The sequence below is a fragment of the Salibaculum griseiflavum genome, from assembly GCF_003129565.1.
Taxonomy (GTDB): Bacteria; Pseudomonadota; Alphaproteobacteria; order Rhodobacterales; family Rhodobacteraceae; genus Salibaculum; species Salibaculum griseiflavum.
Map to the genome: position 1 here is coordinate 69,286 of NZ_QETF01000001.1, position 15,926 is coordinate 85,211.

Consider the following 15,926-nt stretch of genomic DNA (forward strand, 5'->3'; position numbering starts at 1 on the left):
GATTATCCCTTGGACCCGCCAGCGGTCATGGCTTGCACCACGTAGCGCTGGAAGATCAGGAACAGGATGACGACCGGAAGCGAGGCGATGACGCCCGAGGCCATGACACGGCCCAGCCCTTCCGATTGTGCGAAGTTGGATTGGATCGAGGCCAGCCCCAGCGTGATCGTGAAGTATTCGCGCTGTTGGGCGCTCACGAGCGGCCAGAGGTAGTCGTTCCAGGCGTAAAGGAATGTCAGGATCGCCAGGGTCATCATCGCCGGGCGGGCCAGAGGCAGCATGATGTACCAGAAGATGCGCAGCCAGCCGACGCCATCGAGGCGCGCAGCTTCTTCAATGTCCTGGGGAATGGCGCGGAAGAACTGCAGCATCAGGAAAACCCCGATCGGCACCGCCATGCGCGGCAGGATCAGCGCGTGATAGCTGTTGTGCCAGCCAAGGTCGGCGAACATCGTGTAGAGCGGGATGAACACGGCCTGCTCCGGCACCATGAGGCCCACCAGGCAGATCACCAGGATGGTCCGCTTGAAGGGAAAGTCGAGCCGCGCCAGGGCGTAACCGGCCGTTGTGGACACGGCCAGAACACCCAGCGTCATCCCAAGCGAAACGATCAGCGAGTTCAGGAACCACCACGGTGTCTGCCCGAAGGTGAACAGTGCGGCGTAATTGTCGGCGGTGAAGGGCAGGGGCACCAGGCCAAAGGCCGTGCTGGAGGTCGTGCGCGCCAGAACGTCATTGGGCTGGAACGACAGCGAAACCATCCAGAGCGTCGGCACCAGCCAGATGAAGGCCGGGATCGAAAGCGCGATGACAAGCCAGTAATATCCTCGGTTCATTCGTCTTTCTCCCGGCCGATGATGAACTGGATCACGGAAAAGGCGCCCATGATGACGAAGAGGAAAACGGCCATCGCGCTGGCCCTTCCAAGTTCGCTGTCGCGGAACCCCGTCTGGTAGATGTAGCGCACGAGCACCTGCGTCGTGTCGTTCGGCCCGCCCTGTGTCATAAGGTGCGACTGTCCGAAGACCTGGAAATGCAGGATGATCTGCAACACGACGACCAGCGTGATCGTGCGCCGCAGGTTGGGCAGGGTGATGTACCAGAACGCCCGCGCCCCACGGGCATTGTCCAGCGCGGCCGCCTCGTAGATCTCGGACGAGATGTCCTGCAGTCCGGCGAGGAACAGGATCATGGCGATCCCCAGCGACCACCAGACCGTCGCGATCACGATGGCGGCCATGGCGAATTGCTGATCCGTCAACCAGTTGATCGGCGTGCCGCCCATGACCTCGGTGATATTCGCGATGAGGCCTTGCCTGGGCGAGAACATGATCTGCCAGATCAGGGTCACCACCGTGACGGAAAGCACCTGAGACAGGAAAAACAATGTGCGCAGGATACCCATGGCGCGTGTTTCACGATTCATACCCGCCGCCAGAAGAAGGGCGGAAACCGTCACCCCCGGCACGGTCAATCCAACGAACAGAACGGTGTTGGCCACGGTCGGCCAGAACCGGCGATCATACCACCGCCCCCCTTCACCGGGGTGAAAGCCGGGGAGGACAACCAAGAGCAGCGAAACGATCCCAAGGGCGATCGTGTTGAAGCGGCTCAACCGGTTCGTCCGATGAAGGAAGGCGGTGAAAGCAAGGCCGATCAGGCCGAGACCTTGCAGCAGCGGGGCGGTGAAGCCCCATTCGATGTTCCGGCCCCACATGACCCGCTCGTAGTTGCGCAGGCCGATGAAATCCTTTGCGTCGGGGTTGAATGCGACGGCCAGAAGGTTCCAGTCATGCAGGCTGATCCAGATGCCGCGGAAGAACGGATAGACGAGAAACAAGGCATAGGTCACCAGAAACGGCGCCAGCAACAGCCAGGCTGATTGCTGTTGGCTTAGATAGGATTTGCGGCCCTGTCGCATCGTCTCCTCCCTGATCCGAATGCGAATCTTCTTGTGCTAAAAATATTAGCAATATTATTTAGCACAACACAATCTTTGTTTTGCCGCGCCGGAAAGTGCTGAGAATGCAGAAGAAAAACCGGATAACGATGAAGGACGTCGCTTTGCGGGCGGGTGTGTCGCAGTCAACGGTGTCCTTCGTGCTCAACGGGCTGGAAGACATGCGTATCAGCCGCGACACCCGCAAAAGGGTGATGAGCGCGGTCGAGGAATTGGGTTATCGCCCGCGGGGGGCCGGTCGGCCGCCCAAGGCCGCCGGGCAGGGTGTGATTGGCCTGATCATGGATGAGATCGCCACCAGCCCCTTTGCCTCGATTTCGATCGAGGGCGCGCAGGAAGAGGCCTGGAAACACAACATCCTGCTTGAGGTCGTGATGACGGGGGGCGATGCCGCCTATGAGGCGGCGGTTCTCAAGAAATGGGCGGGGGACAATGCCATCGGCGTCATCTACGGGTCGATCCTGACCCGGGCGTTGGCGCCGCCTGACGGGCTGGCGCGGCATCGCGCGGTGCTTCTCAATTGTTACGATCCCGATGGGCAATTCGGGTCGATCGTTCCGGCCGAACGGCGTGGAGGAGAGGTCGCGACCGCCGCTCTGATCGCCGAGGGGCACAAGCGGATCGCCTTCATCTCGGGTGAGCCTTGGATGGAGGCCTCGGACCAGCGCATGGAAGGCTATGAAAGGGCCCTGCGTGCTGCCGGCATTCCGGTGGATCCATCCTTGATCGTCGAGGGAAATTTCCTGCCCTCGGGCGGTCGCCTCGCCACGCACAAGCTGATGTCACAGGATCGTCGCCCGGATGCGATTTTTTGCGCCAACGACCTGATGGCGGTCGGGTGCTACGAGGCCCTCAAGGAACTGGGTGAGCGCCCGGGCGAAACCGTTGCGGTCATGGGCTATGACGACCAGGAGATCGCGCAGCACCTTTCACCGCCGCTTTCGACCGTTCTTCTGCCGCATCGTGAAATGGGCCAGTGGTGTGTGGACTCGCTGATCGCCACGTCCACCGCCCCATCGGTCGTTGAACGCATGGAATGCCCATTGGTCCTGCGCGACTCGCATGTCCTTGGTGGGGTGTCCGCCGCGCAGTGATCTATCGGGCGGGCGGCTCGTCTTCTGCCGGGTGGTCGTCATAGGTGTCCGAAAGGATTCGGCGGGCGTCACCTTCGGGGTCGTCATACTGGTTGCTGCGCACGGTCCAGACAAAGGCGATAAGGCCCACGATGCCAAGGGTCAGCGAGATCGGGATCAGGAACGACAGAACTTCCATAGCTACCTCACGCGCAGGGCGTTCAGGGACACGGTGATCGAACTGGCCGACATGGCCAGAGCCGCTATGAGCGGCGAACACAAGCCCGCCACGGCAAGCGGCACGGCAATGATATTGTACCAGGTCGCGATGGTGAAGTTTTCCCGGATGCGACGGACGCTGCGCCCGGCGGTTCGGATCGCCTCGGGCAGAGGCGACAGGGACGACCCGAGCAACACGATATCAGAGGCCACCCGGGCCGCATCCAGCGCAGACGCGGGCGAGATCGACGCATGTGCGGCGGTCAAGGCGGCGGTATCGTTCAGCCCGTCGCCGACCATCAGCACTTTGGCGCCCTGGTCGCTCAGCGCATTGATCCGGTCGGCCTTGTCAGCCGGAAGCGCCTCGGCGGTCCAGTCGTCAATCCCTAGGGTCTCGGCCAGCGATTGAACGGCTTTGGGGCTGTCGCCGGACATCAGGATCACGCGCAGGCCACTCTCCTTGAGGGCGGCCACGGTTTCGGCGGCGCCGTCACGCAGGCGGTCGGTGAACAGGAAGGATTGCGGGGCACCATCGCCTATGCGCAACCATGCGGCAGTTTGGTCAGATGGCTCGGCCCCGACCCACGCGGCGCGGCCAAGTTGCACCTTTTGACCCTGCCACACGCCTTCGGTGCCGTGACCGGGGACCTCGGTGATCCCGGAAATGTCGGCGGGGGCGACCCCGGCGTCACGCGCGGCCTGGGTCAAGGCCTTGGACAAGGGATGGGCCGATCCTTCGGCGAGGGCCAATGCGATTTGCAGGTCACGGGGCGGGATCGCCTCAAGGTTCGTCAGAACCGGCGTGCCGGCGGTCAGCGTGCCGGTCTTGTCGAACATGACCGTATCGACCTGTGCCAAGCGCTCCAGCGCGGTCGCGTTCTTGATGAGAAGGCCATGCCGGAACAAGCGGCCAGAGGCAGCGGTCGTCACCGCCGGAACCGCCAGCCCGAGGGCGCAGGGGCAGGTGATGATCAGAACGGCGGCTGCGATGTTCAGCGCCACGCGCAGGTCGCCGGAATAGAGCAACCACCCAACGAAGGCCAAGGCCGACAGGATGTGCACGCCGGGCGCATAGAGCTTGGCCGCCTTGTCGGCCAGCGATGTATAGCGTGACCGCCCGGACTCCGCGATGGCAACAAGGTCGGCCATGCGGTGCAGCGACGTATCGCGGCCCACCGCGGTGGCACGGATCACCAGCGGTCCGGTCAGGTTTACTTCGCCCGCGCTGACGGCGCGGCCCGGTTCGGCATAGACCGGCACTGTCTCGCCGGTCAGAAGGGATCGGTCGAGTTCCGATGTGCCATCGGTGATTTCCCCGTCCACGGGCATACGGGCACCGGGATGGACGCGGATCATGTCACCGACAGACAGGGTCGCGACATCGACCTTCTCATCGCCATCCGCCCCGACGCGCCACGCCTTTGGCACTTCCAGTGCGGCCAGCTCGCGGGCGGCGGATCGGGCCACGGATCGCGTGCGGTGGTCCAGGTAGCGCCCCGTCAGCAGGAAGAACGTCAACGCGATGGCGGCGTCGAAATAGGCATGTTCGCCGGATAGCGACGTTTCCCAAAGCGAGGTGACAAGCGCCAGCAGGATCGCCAGCGAAATCGGAACGTCCATGTTCAGGTGCCCGGCCCTCAGCGCGGTCCAGGCATTGCGAAAGAAGGGCAGGGCGGAAAACGCCACCGCGGGCATGACGATGGCGGCGGAAATCCAGTGGAACAGGTCGCGGGTCGCGCCCTCGGCGCCGGACCAGACGGCGACGCTCAGCAGCATCACGTTCATCGAGGCGAAGCCGGCCACCGCCAGACGCATCAGCAGATCGCGTCCGGCCCGGTCCGCCGCATCCCCGGAAAGTGTTGCGGAATCCAGCAGGTGCGCCTCGTAGCCAAGCCGTTCCACATCGGCGACGATGTCCGCGGGGTCCGTCCCGGGGTCGGCATGAACCGTGGCGCGCTTGCGGGTCAGGTTGACCCGCGCATCCTTGACATGGGGGAGGGCCAGAAGCCCCTGTTCGACCGTGTTGATACAGGCGGCGCAATGAATTGTCGGCAGGGACACGAGGATGGTTTCATCCTGGTCTCCGGCCTGACGGCGCGCATGCTGCGCGGCGACGCTGGCCATCGAACAGCCAGGGCAGGCTGCGGCCCCTGTCTCGAACTCAGTTTCGAAGTCGGTCGTCGACATCAATCCACCAGAACCACGATCCGCTGTTTGAACTCTGTCCCGTCCGGCGCGATCGCTTCGAGACGCAGGTTCCAGTTGCCGCCCGATGTTTCGACCGGGGCGACATAGGCCTCGCCATTGAATTCGAAGGCGGGCACCTGGTCATCGCGCACAGACGTGGCCCGGCCGAAGATACCATCGAGGCTTTGCACTTCGACCGGGGCCCCGTCGGCATCGGTGATCGTCAGCGTCAGGATCTCGTTCCGCACGACGGCGTCCACTGTCCAGTCGAGGGCCAGCTGGGCCGCACGCTCCTCGTCCCAGTTCTGGCTGGCGACGTAGGAATTCTTGACCTCAAGCCCGGGAAAGGTGCGCACCGCCGAAAAGGCCAGGAACAAGTTGACCGTGATGATGACCAGGAAGGCCCCCGCGAAGATAAGGAAGAATCTGCGTCCGGTGATAACCATTATCGGCTCTCCAATCCGTTGAAATGTGTGTCTTCGTAGGTGCGTTCGTTGCTTTCGAGGTCTTCGACCCAGATGCGGAAATCCGTGCGGGCGTCTTCCGAAGCCTCGGAGCCGGCTGGCGCGGTGACATAAACCCGCTGGATCAGCATCTCATCGGCACCGACCTCGACGGTTTCGTAGGGCGTGCCCTCGATCTGCAGGAACAACATTGGATCCCCGCTGACGGTGATGCGGAACGGCCGATCGTCGCCCGTCATGTTGCGGATGCGCAGTTCGTAGGTGTTGCGCACCGACCCGTCCGACATCTGGTCGAAAAGCGGGTTGCGCTCGGGCCGCACGGTCAGGTCGATCTCGGAACGGATGAACAGAGCCACGACAAGGACCAGCCCGACCGCCGCCCAGAGCGCGGTGTAAAGCATCGTGCGCGGGCGGAAGATGTGACGATAGATGTGCTTTGCAGTTCCGCCGGCACGTTCGACTTCCTCGTCGCGCAGGGTGAAATAGTCGATCAACCCGCGTGGTTTTCCGACCTTCTCCATCATGTCGTCACAAGCGTCGATGCACAGGCCGCAGGTGATGCAGGCGAGCTGCTGGCCGTCGCGGATATCAATGCCCATCGGGCAGACATTCACGCAGGCATTGCAGTCGATGCAGTCGCCCAGCCCGTCGCGGGCCTTGCCCTTGCCACGCGGTTCGCCGCGCCACTCGCGGTAGCCGATCGTGATCGTGTCCTCGTCCATCATGGCGGCTTGGATGCGCGGCCACGGGCAGGCATAGATGCAAACCTGTTCCCGGGCGATGCCCCCCATGAAGACGGTGGTGAAGGTCAGGATACCCATCGTGGTATAGGCAATCGGATGCGCCTGTCCGGTGACGAGGTTCTGCAGCAGCGTTGGCGCGTCGGCAAAGTAGAAGATCCAGGCCCCGCCTGTTGCCAGCCCGATCAAGGCCCAGACGATGTATTTCTGCAGCCGCAGGCGGATTTTCTTGCCGTCCCATTTCTGCTTCCACAACCGGACGCGGGCGTTGCGGTCGCCCTCGATCCAGCGTTCGGTCAGCACGAAAAGGTCGGTCCAGACTGTTTGCGGGCACGTGTAGCCGCACCAGACCCGCCCCAGCGCCGAGGTGAACAGGAACAACCCAAGCCCCGCCATGATCAGCAGGCCCGCGATGAAATAGAATTCGTGCGGCCAGATCTCGATCCAGAAGAAGAAGAACCGACGGTTGGCCATGTCGATCAGGACCGCCTGATCCGGTAGCGCCGGACCACGGTCCCAGCGGATCCACGGAGTCAGGTAATAGATGCCAAGCGTCACCGCCATGATCCACCACTTCAAGGTGCGGAACTTGCCCTTTACCTTGCGCGGGAAGACGGGCTCTCGCTTGGCGTAAAGCGATGGTTCGTCGGTCGAACTCATGGAATCATCCTGTCCTTAGGTGTTCGCGTTGTTCCGGGTTTCGCTGATCCGACCGCCCCATGGCTTTGACTTGGATCAACTGAAAAGCCGTATCTGCGGTTCAGGTTTGTTTTTTGTGATATATGATCGCATTTCGCGGTCGCGATCCCCAGGGACTGCGACACTTTGTAAAAGAACACCCCCGAGGCTGAACCTCGGGGGTGTTGCCCTCCGATCAGAAGGGCGCGGGCCTGATGGAATGCGCGAACAGGTATCAGGTCCGCTTTTGCCTGGGGCCGCTGCAAAGCCCCGGCAATTCCTTTACTGGCCGCCGCCCAGCTGGTGGACGTAGACAGCCACCGCATTGACCTCGTCGGCGGTCAGGCCGAAGGCCTCGTTGAAGTCCTGCGACCAGGCCGGCATGACGCCGAAGCGGGAATTCATGACGGTTTCGGTCACGCTTTCCACGTCGCCGCCATAGAGCCAGATCGCATCGGTAAGGTTCGGCGCGCCCTGGAAGGTGTCGCCCAGGCCTTCGACCCCGTGGCAGGCGGAGCAGTTGATGTCATAGACTTCCGCCCCGGCCTCGACCAGTGCGGCCTCGGTTTCGTTGCCGCTCAGCGAGAGGACGTATTGCACGACCTGCTCGACCTCTTCCTGGGGAAGTATCTCGCCAAAGGCCGGCATCTCGGACCAGCGCGCGTCAAGCGACTGTTCGTTGCGGATGCCGTGGCTTACAGTGAAGGCGATTTCGTCCACCGTGCCGCCCCAGAGCCAGGCGTCGTCCCGCAGGTTGGGATAACCATTGCCTTCGGCGACACCGTTGGCGCCCGATCCGTGGCATTGCGAACAATTGGCCGCGAAGATCGCGCGCCCGCCATTCACCGCATAGCTGTAAAGCTCGCTGTCGCGGTTATCGACCAGCGCGACGAGGTCGGCGCTTGCCAGCTCTGTCACCAATGCCGCGTTCTGTTCATTCACGGCGGCAATATCGGCCGCGACGTTCGCCCGCGTCGAGAACCCCAGCAGACCCGCTGTCGAATTCTTGATGCCGGGCCAGGCCGGATAGGCGATGGTGTAGCCGATGCCCCAGACGATCGTTGCGTAGAAGACCCAGACCCACCAGCGCGGTAGCGGATTGTTCAGTTCTTCGATGCCATCCCATTCGTGGCCGGTGGTTTCGACACCGTTATAGTCTTTTTTCTCGCTCATTTCTGACCCTCCGGGTCGGTGTTGTTGTCCTGGGAGAGGGCGCCGCCGTCATCGGCGGGGGCGTCCTCGTGCCGGAAGATGGAATTGGCCGCATCGTCGTGCATCGGGCGGGAACCGGGCCGGAAGGCCCAGAACCAGGTTCCGATGAAGAAGATGAACAGCGCCAGCAGCATCCAGCTGTCTGCGAATTGGCGTAGGAAGGTATAGGTTTCCATCTGTTCCTCCTTAGCGCGGCATCGCGGCTTCTTCGGGCGTGAAGGTCGAGAAATCGACCAGCGTGCCGAGCATCTGCAGGTAGGCCACGAGGGCATCCATCTCGGTCACGGCGGCCTGCCCGTCGAAGTTGCGCGCGACGATTGTGTTGCGCGGCTCGCGATCGTCTTCGGGGTTCTCGTCGACGATGTAGCGCGCCACCAGCCCGTCATACCCGTCCGAGAACGGATCGAGCTGGGCATAGAAATCCGCCTCGGCGTTCGCGATCATGTCCTCGGTATAGGGCACACCGACCATGGCATGGGTGCTCAGAAGATCACCCATGTATTCCGGCGTGATCTCCTTATCCATGAGGTAGGCATAGGGCGGCATCACCGATTCCGGCACCACGGCCTGTGGGTCCATTAGGTGATCGACATGCCAGGCGTCGGAATAGCGGCCACCGACGCGGGCCAGGTCCGGCCCGGTCCGCTTGGAGCCCCACTGGAACGGGTGGTCATACATCGACTCCGCTGCCAGCGAGTAGTGACCGTAGCGTTCGACCTCGTCCCGCATGGGGCGGATCATCTGGCTGTGGCAGACGTAGCAGCCTTCGCGGATGTAGATCTCCCGCCCTGCCAGTTCCAGCGGCGTGTAGGGGCGCACCCCCTCGACGTCCTCGATCGTGTTTTCGAGGTAGAAGAGGGGTGCGATCTGCACGATCCCGCCGACGGTCACGACCAGGAAACTGAAGATCAGGAGCAAGGTCGCGTTGGTCTCCAGTACCTTGTGTTTATCGAGAATACCCATCTCTTGCTCTCCTTATTCGGCGGGAGTGGCGGCGGCGGCGGAAACTTCTTTCTGCCCGCGGACCGTCATCCAGAGGTTGTAGCACATGATCAGCGCACCAGCGAGGTAGAGCACCCCACCCAGACCGCGGACCACATACATCGGGAACTTGGCACTGACGGTGTCTGCGAAGGAGTTCACCAGGAACCCTTGCGCGTCGACTTCACGCCACATCAGGCCTTCCATGATGCCGGTGACCCACATCGACGCCGCGTAGAGCACGATGCCGATGGTGGCGAGCCAGAAGTGCCAGTTCACCAGGCTGAGGCTATAGAGCCGGGCACGGTTCCAAAGGCGCGGGGTCAGGAAGTAGAGCGCGCCGAAGGTGATCATGCCGTTCCAGCCGAGCGCACCCGAGTGCACGTGGCCGATGGTCCAGTCGGTATAGTGCGACAGGGAGTTGACCGCGCGGATCGACATCATCGGACCTTCGAAGGTCGACATGCCGTAGAAGCCGATCGAGATCACCATCATGCGGATGATCGGGTCGGTGCGGATCTTGTCCCAGGCGCCCGAAAGCGTCATCAGGCCGTTGATCATGCCGCCCCAGGAGGGCATCCAGAGCACGATCGAGAACACCATGCCGAGCGTCGAGGCCCAGTCGGGCAGCGCGGTGTAGTGCAGGTGGTGCGGACCGGCCCAGATATAGATGAAGATCAGGGCCCAGAAGTGGATGATCGACAGCTTATAGGAAAAGACCGGCCGTTCGGCCTGCTTGGGCACGAAGTAGTACATCATGCCCAGGAAGCCTGCGGTCAGGAAGAAGCCCACCGCGTTGTGGCCATACCACCACTGGGTCATGGCGTCCTGAACGCCGGCCATAACACCGACAGAACGCGCCCCCATCAACGACACCGGGATGGCCAGGTTGTTGACCACGTGCAGCATGGCCACAGTGATGATGAAGGACAGGTAGAACCAGTTGGCCACGTAGATGTGGGGTTCCTTGCGCTTGATGATCGTGCCCAGGAAGATTCCGAGGTAAACGACCCAGACAATGGTGAGCCAGAGGTCAACATACCATTCCGGCTCGGCATATTCCTTGGACTGCGTGGCGCCCATCAGGTAGCCGGTCGCGGCCAGAACGATGAACAGCTGGTAGCCCCAGAAGACGAACCATGCGGCGTTTCCACCCCAGAGCCGGGCGGCGCTGGTGCGCTGCACGACGTAGAAGGACGAGGCCAACAGCGCGTTGCCGCCGAAGGCGAAGATCACAGCCGATGTGTGGAGAGGACGCAGACGACCGAAATTGCCATAGCCTTGCAGGAAGTCGAAGTTGAGTTGCGGAAAGGCCAACTGGAACGCGATGAAGGTCCCTACAAGGAACCCCGCGATACCCCAGAAAGCCGTGGCGATGACGCCTGCGCGCACAACCCCGTCGTTATATCCGGTCTGCGCCGGTTTTTCGTCGCCCGCGGTTCTCACCGTATAGATGAACAAACCGGCGGCGACGGCCATGACGATCAATGCGTGGACCTGATAGGCTAGGTCCCTCGCAAAATTCGCCGTCAGTGCGGCCAGCAGGGCGACAAGCCCCAAGACCGCGATCTTGATCCAATCCCACATGACGTGCGTTCCCTTCGTTAGCCCGGACGGATTCGTCCCGGCGGATGCTTATGGGTTCGGGGTTTCTCACTTTTCGGGGCGGTGCAGCCTTGATCCATGTCAAGTGAATCCGGCTCTGACGTTGTTAGGAGTGAAAAGCGTCAGGTACCGCGAACGCCCGTTTGATTGGCGTGCAAGAACCGAGGATTCGCCATGGCATACAAGACAATTTCAGTGATCGTCACGGATATGGTCGCCGATGCGCCCGCCTTGAGCGCGGCCGCAGAAATCGCCGTGCGCGAACAGGCGCATCTCGACGTGCATGCATTGGGCATAGACCCGGCCCGCTACGAGGCGATGCCGGTCGGCACTGCGGCGGTCATCCTGGAGGCCGGCGCCGACGAGGCCCGCGCCCGCGCCGATGAGCTTGTTACATGGGCCGAGGACATCCTGAAGGCCTATGACCTGTCCGCGGTCGTTGCGCCCGCTGTGGTCACGACCCTTGGGCTTGATACCACCGTAGCGCGCCTTGTGCGCTATGCCGACCTGATCGTGGCCGCCCAGCCCTATGGCGAAGAGGCGACGCAGCTTCAGGTGCTGACGCTGGAGGCTGCGCTTTTCGGCACAGGTGCGCCGGTGATGGTCGTGCCGCGCAAGGCGCTGGACTATTCCAGACCCTTCGACCGGGCCGTGATCGCCTGGAACGAAAGCGACGAAAGCCTCGAAGCGGTCCGCAAGGCTTTGCCGGTTCTGAAGGGGGCCGAGCACAGTGATATCGTGATGGTTGACCCGCCCAGCCATTCGCCGGAAAGGTCCGATCCCGGTGGGGTGCTGTGCCTCATGCTGGCACGGCATGGGGTGAAGTCGGAGGTTTCGATCCTCGCCAAGACCCTTCCGCGGGTCTCAGCCGTGCTGAACCGTTTCGTCGCCGAGCATGGCAGCCAGTTGATCGTCATGGGAGCCTACGGCCATTCCCGTGTCCGCGAGGCCGTTCTGGGCGGGGCCACCCGCGAAATGCTGGAAACGGCGCAGGTGCCGATTCTCATGGCGCATTGATGGGTTTGATCCGCGAAACAGCTGGGTCAGCGGTCTGGTCAGGTGATCATCCCGCCATCCATGTCGTCGCCGGTCTCGTCCATCAGGGCCGGCATGTCGGGCACGATGATGCGCCGTTTGCCATCCAACTGGATGAGTCCTTCGCGCTTGAGCGCCGAGATCTGGCGGCTCACGGTTTCCAGCGTCAGCCCAAGGTAGTCGGCCATCGCTTCGCGCGTCAGCGGAAGGTCGATGATGACCGCGTCGCCTTGCGCGGCGAATTCCATGCTTTTCTCGCGCCGGGCGATGATCGTCAAAAGGCTTGCGATCTTCTCGCGCGCGGTCTTGCGGCCCAGGATCAGCATCCATTCTCGCGCCGCGTCCAGATCGTCCAGCGTCATCTCCAGCAGGCGTTCCGAGATATGCGGCGTTGCTGCCAGTTGCTTTTCGAACGGTTTGCGCCGAAAGCAGCACAGCGTGATCTCGGACACTGCCGTGACATCGTATGGCAAGGAGTTGCGCCCCGGCCGGCCAACGAAATCCGACGGCAGAAGAAGCCCAACCATCTGCGTGCGCCCGTCTTCCATCGTCTGACTGAGCGATGCGACGCCCCGAACGACCGAGCCGACAAAGGTCAATTCGTCGCCCGCCCAGGCGATCGTCTGTCCGGGCGCGTAGGTGCGATAGTATTTGATCTGGTCCAGCTGCTGAAGCTCTTCCTCATTGCAGTTGGAACAAACCGCCCGATGTCGGATCGGGCATTCCGCGCAACGGATATCCGTTGTCGACAGAGAAATAGACACAGCTTTGGTCCCCGTTCGCATGGTGAACGGTTCCAGACTAACGTGACTCATCAAGGATAAGCAATGTCATCTATCGAGCGATTGCGCCGTTTGGGACTCTTTGACGCGAGGGCCCCGCGCTATACCAGCTACCCGCCGGCCAACCACTTTGGCGAGAATGTCGGCCCGAACACCGTTGCGCACTGGTTGCAGGCTGTCCCGTCCGGCGCACGGGTGTCGCTATACCTGCATATCCCCTATTGCCGTCGCCTGTGCTGGTTCTGTGCCTGCCGGACCCAGGGCACCAGCACTGACAGGCCACTGATTCCCTACCTGGACCAGTTGCGCGCGGAAATGGCGATCGTCGATGCCAACCTGCCGAAGGACGTGGTGCTGAGCCATGTGCACCTTGGCGGCGGGACGCCGACACTTCTGCCTCCGGAAATGATTCGCGACCTTGGCCGCGATATTGCCGCGTTCCGGCCTTGGGCCGAGGATTGCGAGTTTTCGGTAGAGATCGACCCGACCGAAGTCGACAAGCCCCGGATCGAGGCCTTGCAGGAAATCGGGATGAACCGCGCGTCGATCGGCGTGCAGGATTTCGACCCCTCAGTGCAGGAATGCATTGGCCGCATCCAGAGCTTTGAGCAAACCCGCGATGTTGTCGAAATGCTGCGCGACTCCGGGGTTAACAGCCTGAACATGGATATCCTTTATGGCCTGCCACACCAGGACAAGGGCCGCATGGCCGACAGCGTGCAGAAGGTCCTGTCGCTGGCTCCGGACCGCGTGGCCCTTTACGGCTATGCCCACGTGCCGTGGATGGCCAAGCGGCAGGTCATGATCCCGTCTGATGCCCTGCCCAATGCCGAAGAACGCCTGCACTTGTTCGATACCGCCCGCCGCCTTTTCGTTTGGGACGGCTACCGCGAGATCGGCATCGACCATTATGCCCGTGAAGGCGACAGCATGGCCGAGGCCGACCGGAGCAACACGCTGCGGCGCAATTTCCAGGGCTATACCGTGGACGACTCGGACCTGCTGATCGGGTTGGGGGCCTCGGCCATTTCCCGGTATCCGCAAGGGTTCGCTCAGAACCATTCGACTTCGTCGCGTTATGCCACCGCCATCGCCGAAGGGCGGCCCGCCACGGTGCGTGGTCATGCCATGAGCCCAGAGGATCTGCTGCGGTCCGACATGATCGAGATGCTGATGTGCCGATTCGAGCTGGACCTCGACGAGCTGTCGGCACGTCACGGCATACCCGTTGTGGAGCTGCGCGAACGCGTTCTGCACATTCCGCGCGACTTCCCCGACCATGTCGAAGAGCGCGGCAACCGAATCCGGCTGACCGAGAATGCCCGCCTTGTCGCGCGGCTGGTGGCAGCAGAGCTTGACCAATACGCGATGCCCGAAGGCCGCCATTCCCGCGCGCTTTGACTGGCCCTTCCAATTTCTGCCCTGCAGCGTTATCAGGCGGACGATTTCAAATCGGGAGCCAAAGCCAATGGGCTACAAAGTCGCCGTCGTCGGTGCCACGGGCAACGTGGGCCGGGAAATGCTCAACATTCTGGCCGAGCGCCAGTTCCCAGCCGATGAGGTGGTCGCGCTGGCCAGCCGCCGGTCGCTGGGGACCGAAGTCAGCTATGGCGATGAAACCCTGACCACCAAGGACCTCGACCAGTTCGATTTTACCGGTTGGGACATCGCGCTGTTCGCGATCGGCTCGGACGCGACAAAGAAATACGCGCCGAAGGTGGCCGAGGCGGGCTGCATCGTGATCGATAACTCTTCGCTCTACCGCTACGATCCTGACGTGCCGCTCGTGGTTCCGGAAGTGAACCCAGAGGCGGTCGAGGGCTATGCCAAGAAGAACATCATCGCCAATCCCAATTGCTCGACCGCGCAGATGGTGGTGGCACTCAAGCCCCTGCATGACCGCGCGAAGATCAAGCGCGTGGTCGTCAGCACCTACCAGTCGGTTTCCGGCTCGGGCAAGGATGCCATCGACGAGCTTTGGAACCAGACCAAGGGTGTCTACGTGCCCGGCCAGGAGGTCGAGCCGTCCGTCTACCCCAAGCAGATCGCCTTCAACGTGATCCCGCATATCGACGTCTTCCTTGATGACGGGTCCACCAAGGAAGAGTGGAAGATGGTCGCCGAAACCAAGAAGATCGTCGACCCCTCGATCAAGGTCACAGCAACCTGTGTGCGCGTGCCGGTCTTCGTCGGCCATTCCGAGGCGATCAACATCGAGACCGAGGATTTCCTGGACGAGGACGAAGCCCGTGACATCCTGCGCGAAGCGCCGGGGATCATGGTGATCGATAAGCGCGAAGACGGCGGCTATGTCACGCCTGTCGAATGTGTCGGCGATTTCGCCACCTTCATCAGCCGGATCCGCCAGGACAGCACTATCGAGAATGGCCTGAATTTCTGGTGTGTCAGTGACAACCTGCGCAAGGGCGCTGCCCTCAACGCGGTCCAGATCGCCGAAACCCTGGGTGCGCGCGTGCTCAAGAAGGGCTGACGGCCAAATCGCCCAGGTCTGGATTGGCGCCCGGTCCCGCAATGGGGCCGGGCGCTGTGGTTCTGGCGATGGCGGGTCAGGCTTCCCGGACCCTTGAACCGGTAGATAGTCGTCGGTGAAAAGCTTTGCCCCACGTGCCATGAGTATCGCGGCAAGCGTCGATTTTCCGGACCGGCGCACCGCTGGAAACAGCACGAGGCCGTCATCAGTTTCAAGCGCGGCCGCATGGAAACACAAAAGCCCCGGCTCTTGCGCGATCATCGCCGAGGCCAGGATGCTCAGCAGATCGCATGCCGCGTTGACCTCGGTCTTGTGAACCCGGGGTGCCTTGGTATGCGGCGACTGGATCATCCACGCCGAGCCGTTGAAGGCCAGCGTGGCGCAAGCGTCGGTCGGACCCATGTCAGAAACGGAAAATGGCCAGCAGGGCACGTAGCTGGCCATATCCTCGATCAGTCCGTCACAATTGACCGTGCGCACGGGGGCCGACAGGCCCTCG

At 62.3% G+C, this 15,926-nt stretch carries 15 protein-coding genes; 4 read left to right on the top strand and 11 right to left on the bottom strand.

Annotated elements, in window-relative coordinates:
- Window positions 1-2: 2 nt before the first annotated feature.
- Window positions 3-836, bottom strand: coding sequence for a carbohydrate ABC transporter permease (locus tag DFK10_RS00345; protein ID WP_109385435.1), 834 nt, complete (start codon window positions 834-836; stop codon window positions 3-5).
- The gene (locus DFK10_RS00350; protein ID WP_217810017.1) at window positions 833-1,921 is read right to left on the bottom strand and encodes a carbohydrate ABC transporter permease; all 1,089 of its coding nucleotides are present in this window, start codon (window positions 1,919-1,921) and stop codon (window positions 833-835) included. Before DFK10_RS00350 ends, DFK10_RS00345 begins: the two co-directional genes overlap by 4 nt.
- A gap of 104 nt (window positions 1,922-2,025) precedes the next feature.
- On the opposite strand from DFK10_RS00350, the gene DFK10_RS00355 reads away from it, so the two are divergent.
- Window positions 2,026-3,054, top strand: a complete 1,029-nt coding sequence (locus DFK10_RS00355; RefSeq protein WP_109385437.1) for a LacI family DNA-binding transcriptional regulator — start codon at window positions 2,026-2,028, stop codon at window positions 3,052-3,054.
- 1 nt (window position 3,055) lies between these two features.
- On the opposite strand, the gene ccoS is transcribed toward DFK10_RS00355, so the two are convergent.
- The 8 genes from ccoS to ccoN form a co-directional block, all read right to left on the bottom strand.
- Window positions 3,056-3,232, bottom strand: a complete 177-nt coding sequence (gene ccoS / locus DFK10_RS00360) for a cbb3-type cytochrome oxidase assembly protein CcoS (protein WP_109385439.1) — start codon at window positions 3,230-3,232, stop codon at window positions 3,056-3,058.
- Window positions 3,233-3,234: 2 nt separating this feature from the next.
- Window positions 3,235-5,439, bottom strand: coding sequence for a heavy metal translocating P-type ATPase (locus tag DFK10_RS00365; RefSeq protein WP_217810018.1), 2,205 nt, complete (start codon window positions 5,437-5,439; stop codon window positions 3,235-3,237).
- Window positions 5,439-5,885, bottom strand: a complete 447-nt coding sequence (locus tag DFK10_RS00370; protein WP_217810019.1) for a FixH family protein — start codon at window positions 5,883-5,885, stop codon at window positions 5,439-5,441. The genes DFK10_RS00365 and DFK10_RS00370 overlap by 1 nt, the downstream gene beginning before the upstream one ends.
- The gene (gene ccoG / locus DFK10_RS00375; RefSeq protein ID WP_109385443.1) at window positions 5,885-7,303 is read right to left on the bottom strand and encodes a cytochrome c oxidase accessory protein CcoG; all 1,419 of its coding nucleotides are present in this window, start codon (window positions 7,301-7,303) and stop codon (window positions 5,885-5,887) included. Before ccoG ends, DFK10_RS00370 begins: the two co-directional genes overlap by 1 nt.
- 300 nt (window positions 7,304-7,603) lie before the next feature.
- Complete coding sequence (ccoP, locus tag DFK10_RS00380; protein ID WP_109385445.1) at window positions 7,604-8,494, bottom strand: cytochrome-c oxidase, cbb3-type subunit III; 891 nt, start codon at window positions 8,492-8,494, stop codon at window positions 7,604-7,606.
- Window positions 8,491-8,709 carry a cbb3-type cytochrome c oxidase subunit 3 gene (locus DFK10_RS00385; protein ID WP_109385447.1) on the bottom strand — a complete coding sequence of 73 codons (219 nt, stop codon included), beginning with the start codon at window positions 8,707-8,709 and terminating at the stop codon, window positions 8,491-8,493. Before DFK10_RS00385 ends, ccoP begins: the two co-directional genes overlap by 4 nt.
- Window positions 8,710-8,719: 10 nt before the next feature.
- Window positions 8,720-9,496 (bottom strand): cytochrome-c oxidase, cbb3-type subunit II, encoded by a 777-nt coding sequence (ccoO, locus tag DFK10_RS00390; RefSeq protein ID WP_109385449.1) that lies wholly within the window; start codon window positions 9,494-9,496, stop codon window positions 8,720-8,722.
- A gap of 12 nt (window positions 9,497-9,508) precedes the next feature.
- A complete protein-coding gene (gene ccoN / locus DFK10_RS00395; RefSeq protein WP_109385451.1) occupies window positions 9,509-11,101 on the bottom strand; it encodes a cytochrome-c oxidase, cbb3-type subunit I in 1,593 nt (530 codons plus the stop codon).
- A 192-nt stretch (window positions 11,102-11,293) separates the two neighbouring features.
- On the opposite strand from ccoN, the gene DFK10_RS00400 reads away from it, so the two are divergent.
- A complete protein-coding gene (locus tag DFK10_RS00400) occupies window positions 11,294-12,136 on the top strand; it encodes a universal stress protein (protein ID WP_109385453.1) in 843 nt (280 codons plus the stop codon).
- Window positions 12,137-12,174: 38 nt separating this feature from the next.
- Here the strand turns inward: DFK10_RS00400 and fnrL are convergent, their stop codons facing one another.
- Complete coding sequence (fnrL, locus tag DFK10_RS00405) at window positions 12,175-12,918, bottom strand: transcriptional regulator FnrL (RefSeq protein WP_408005551.1); 744 nt, start codon at window positions 12,916-12,918, stop codon at window positions 12,175-12,177.
- Between the two features lie 63 nt (window positions 12,919-12,981).
- Between fnrL and hemN the strand changes: the two genes are divergently transcribed.
- Together hemN and DFK10_RS00415 are read left to right on the top strand one after the other, a co-directional pair.
- Window positions 12,982-14,337, top strand: a complete 1,356-nt coding sequence (gene hemN / locus DFK10_RS00410) for an oxygen-independent coproporphyrinogen III oxidase (RefSeq protein WP_109385457.1) — start codon at window positions 12,982-12,984, stop codon at window positions 14,335-14,337.
- 67 nt (window positions 14,338-14,404) lie between these two features.
- The gene (locus DFK10_RS00415; RefSeq protein WP_109385459.1) at window positions 14,405-15,427 is read left to right on the top strand and encodes an aspartate-semialdehyde dehydrogenase; all 1,023 of its coding nucleotides are present in this window, start codon (window positions 14,405-14,407) and stop codon (window positions 15,425-15,427) included.
- The last annotated feature ends 499 nt before the right edge of the window (window positions 15,428-15,926 follow it).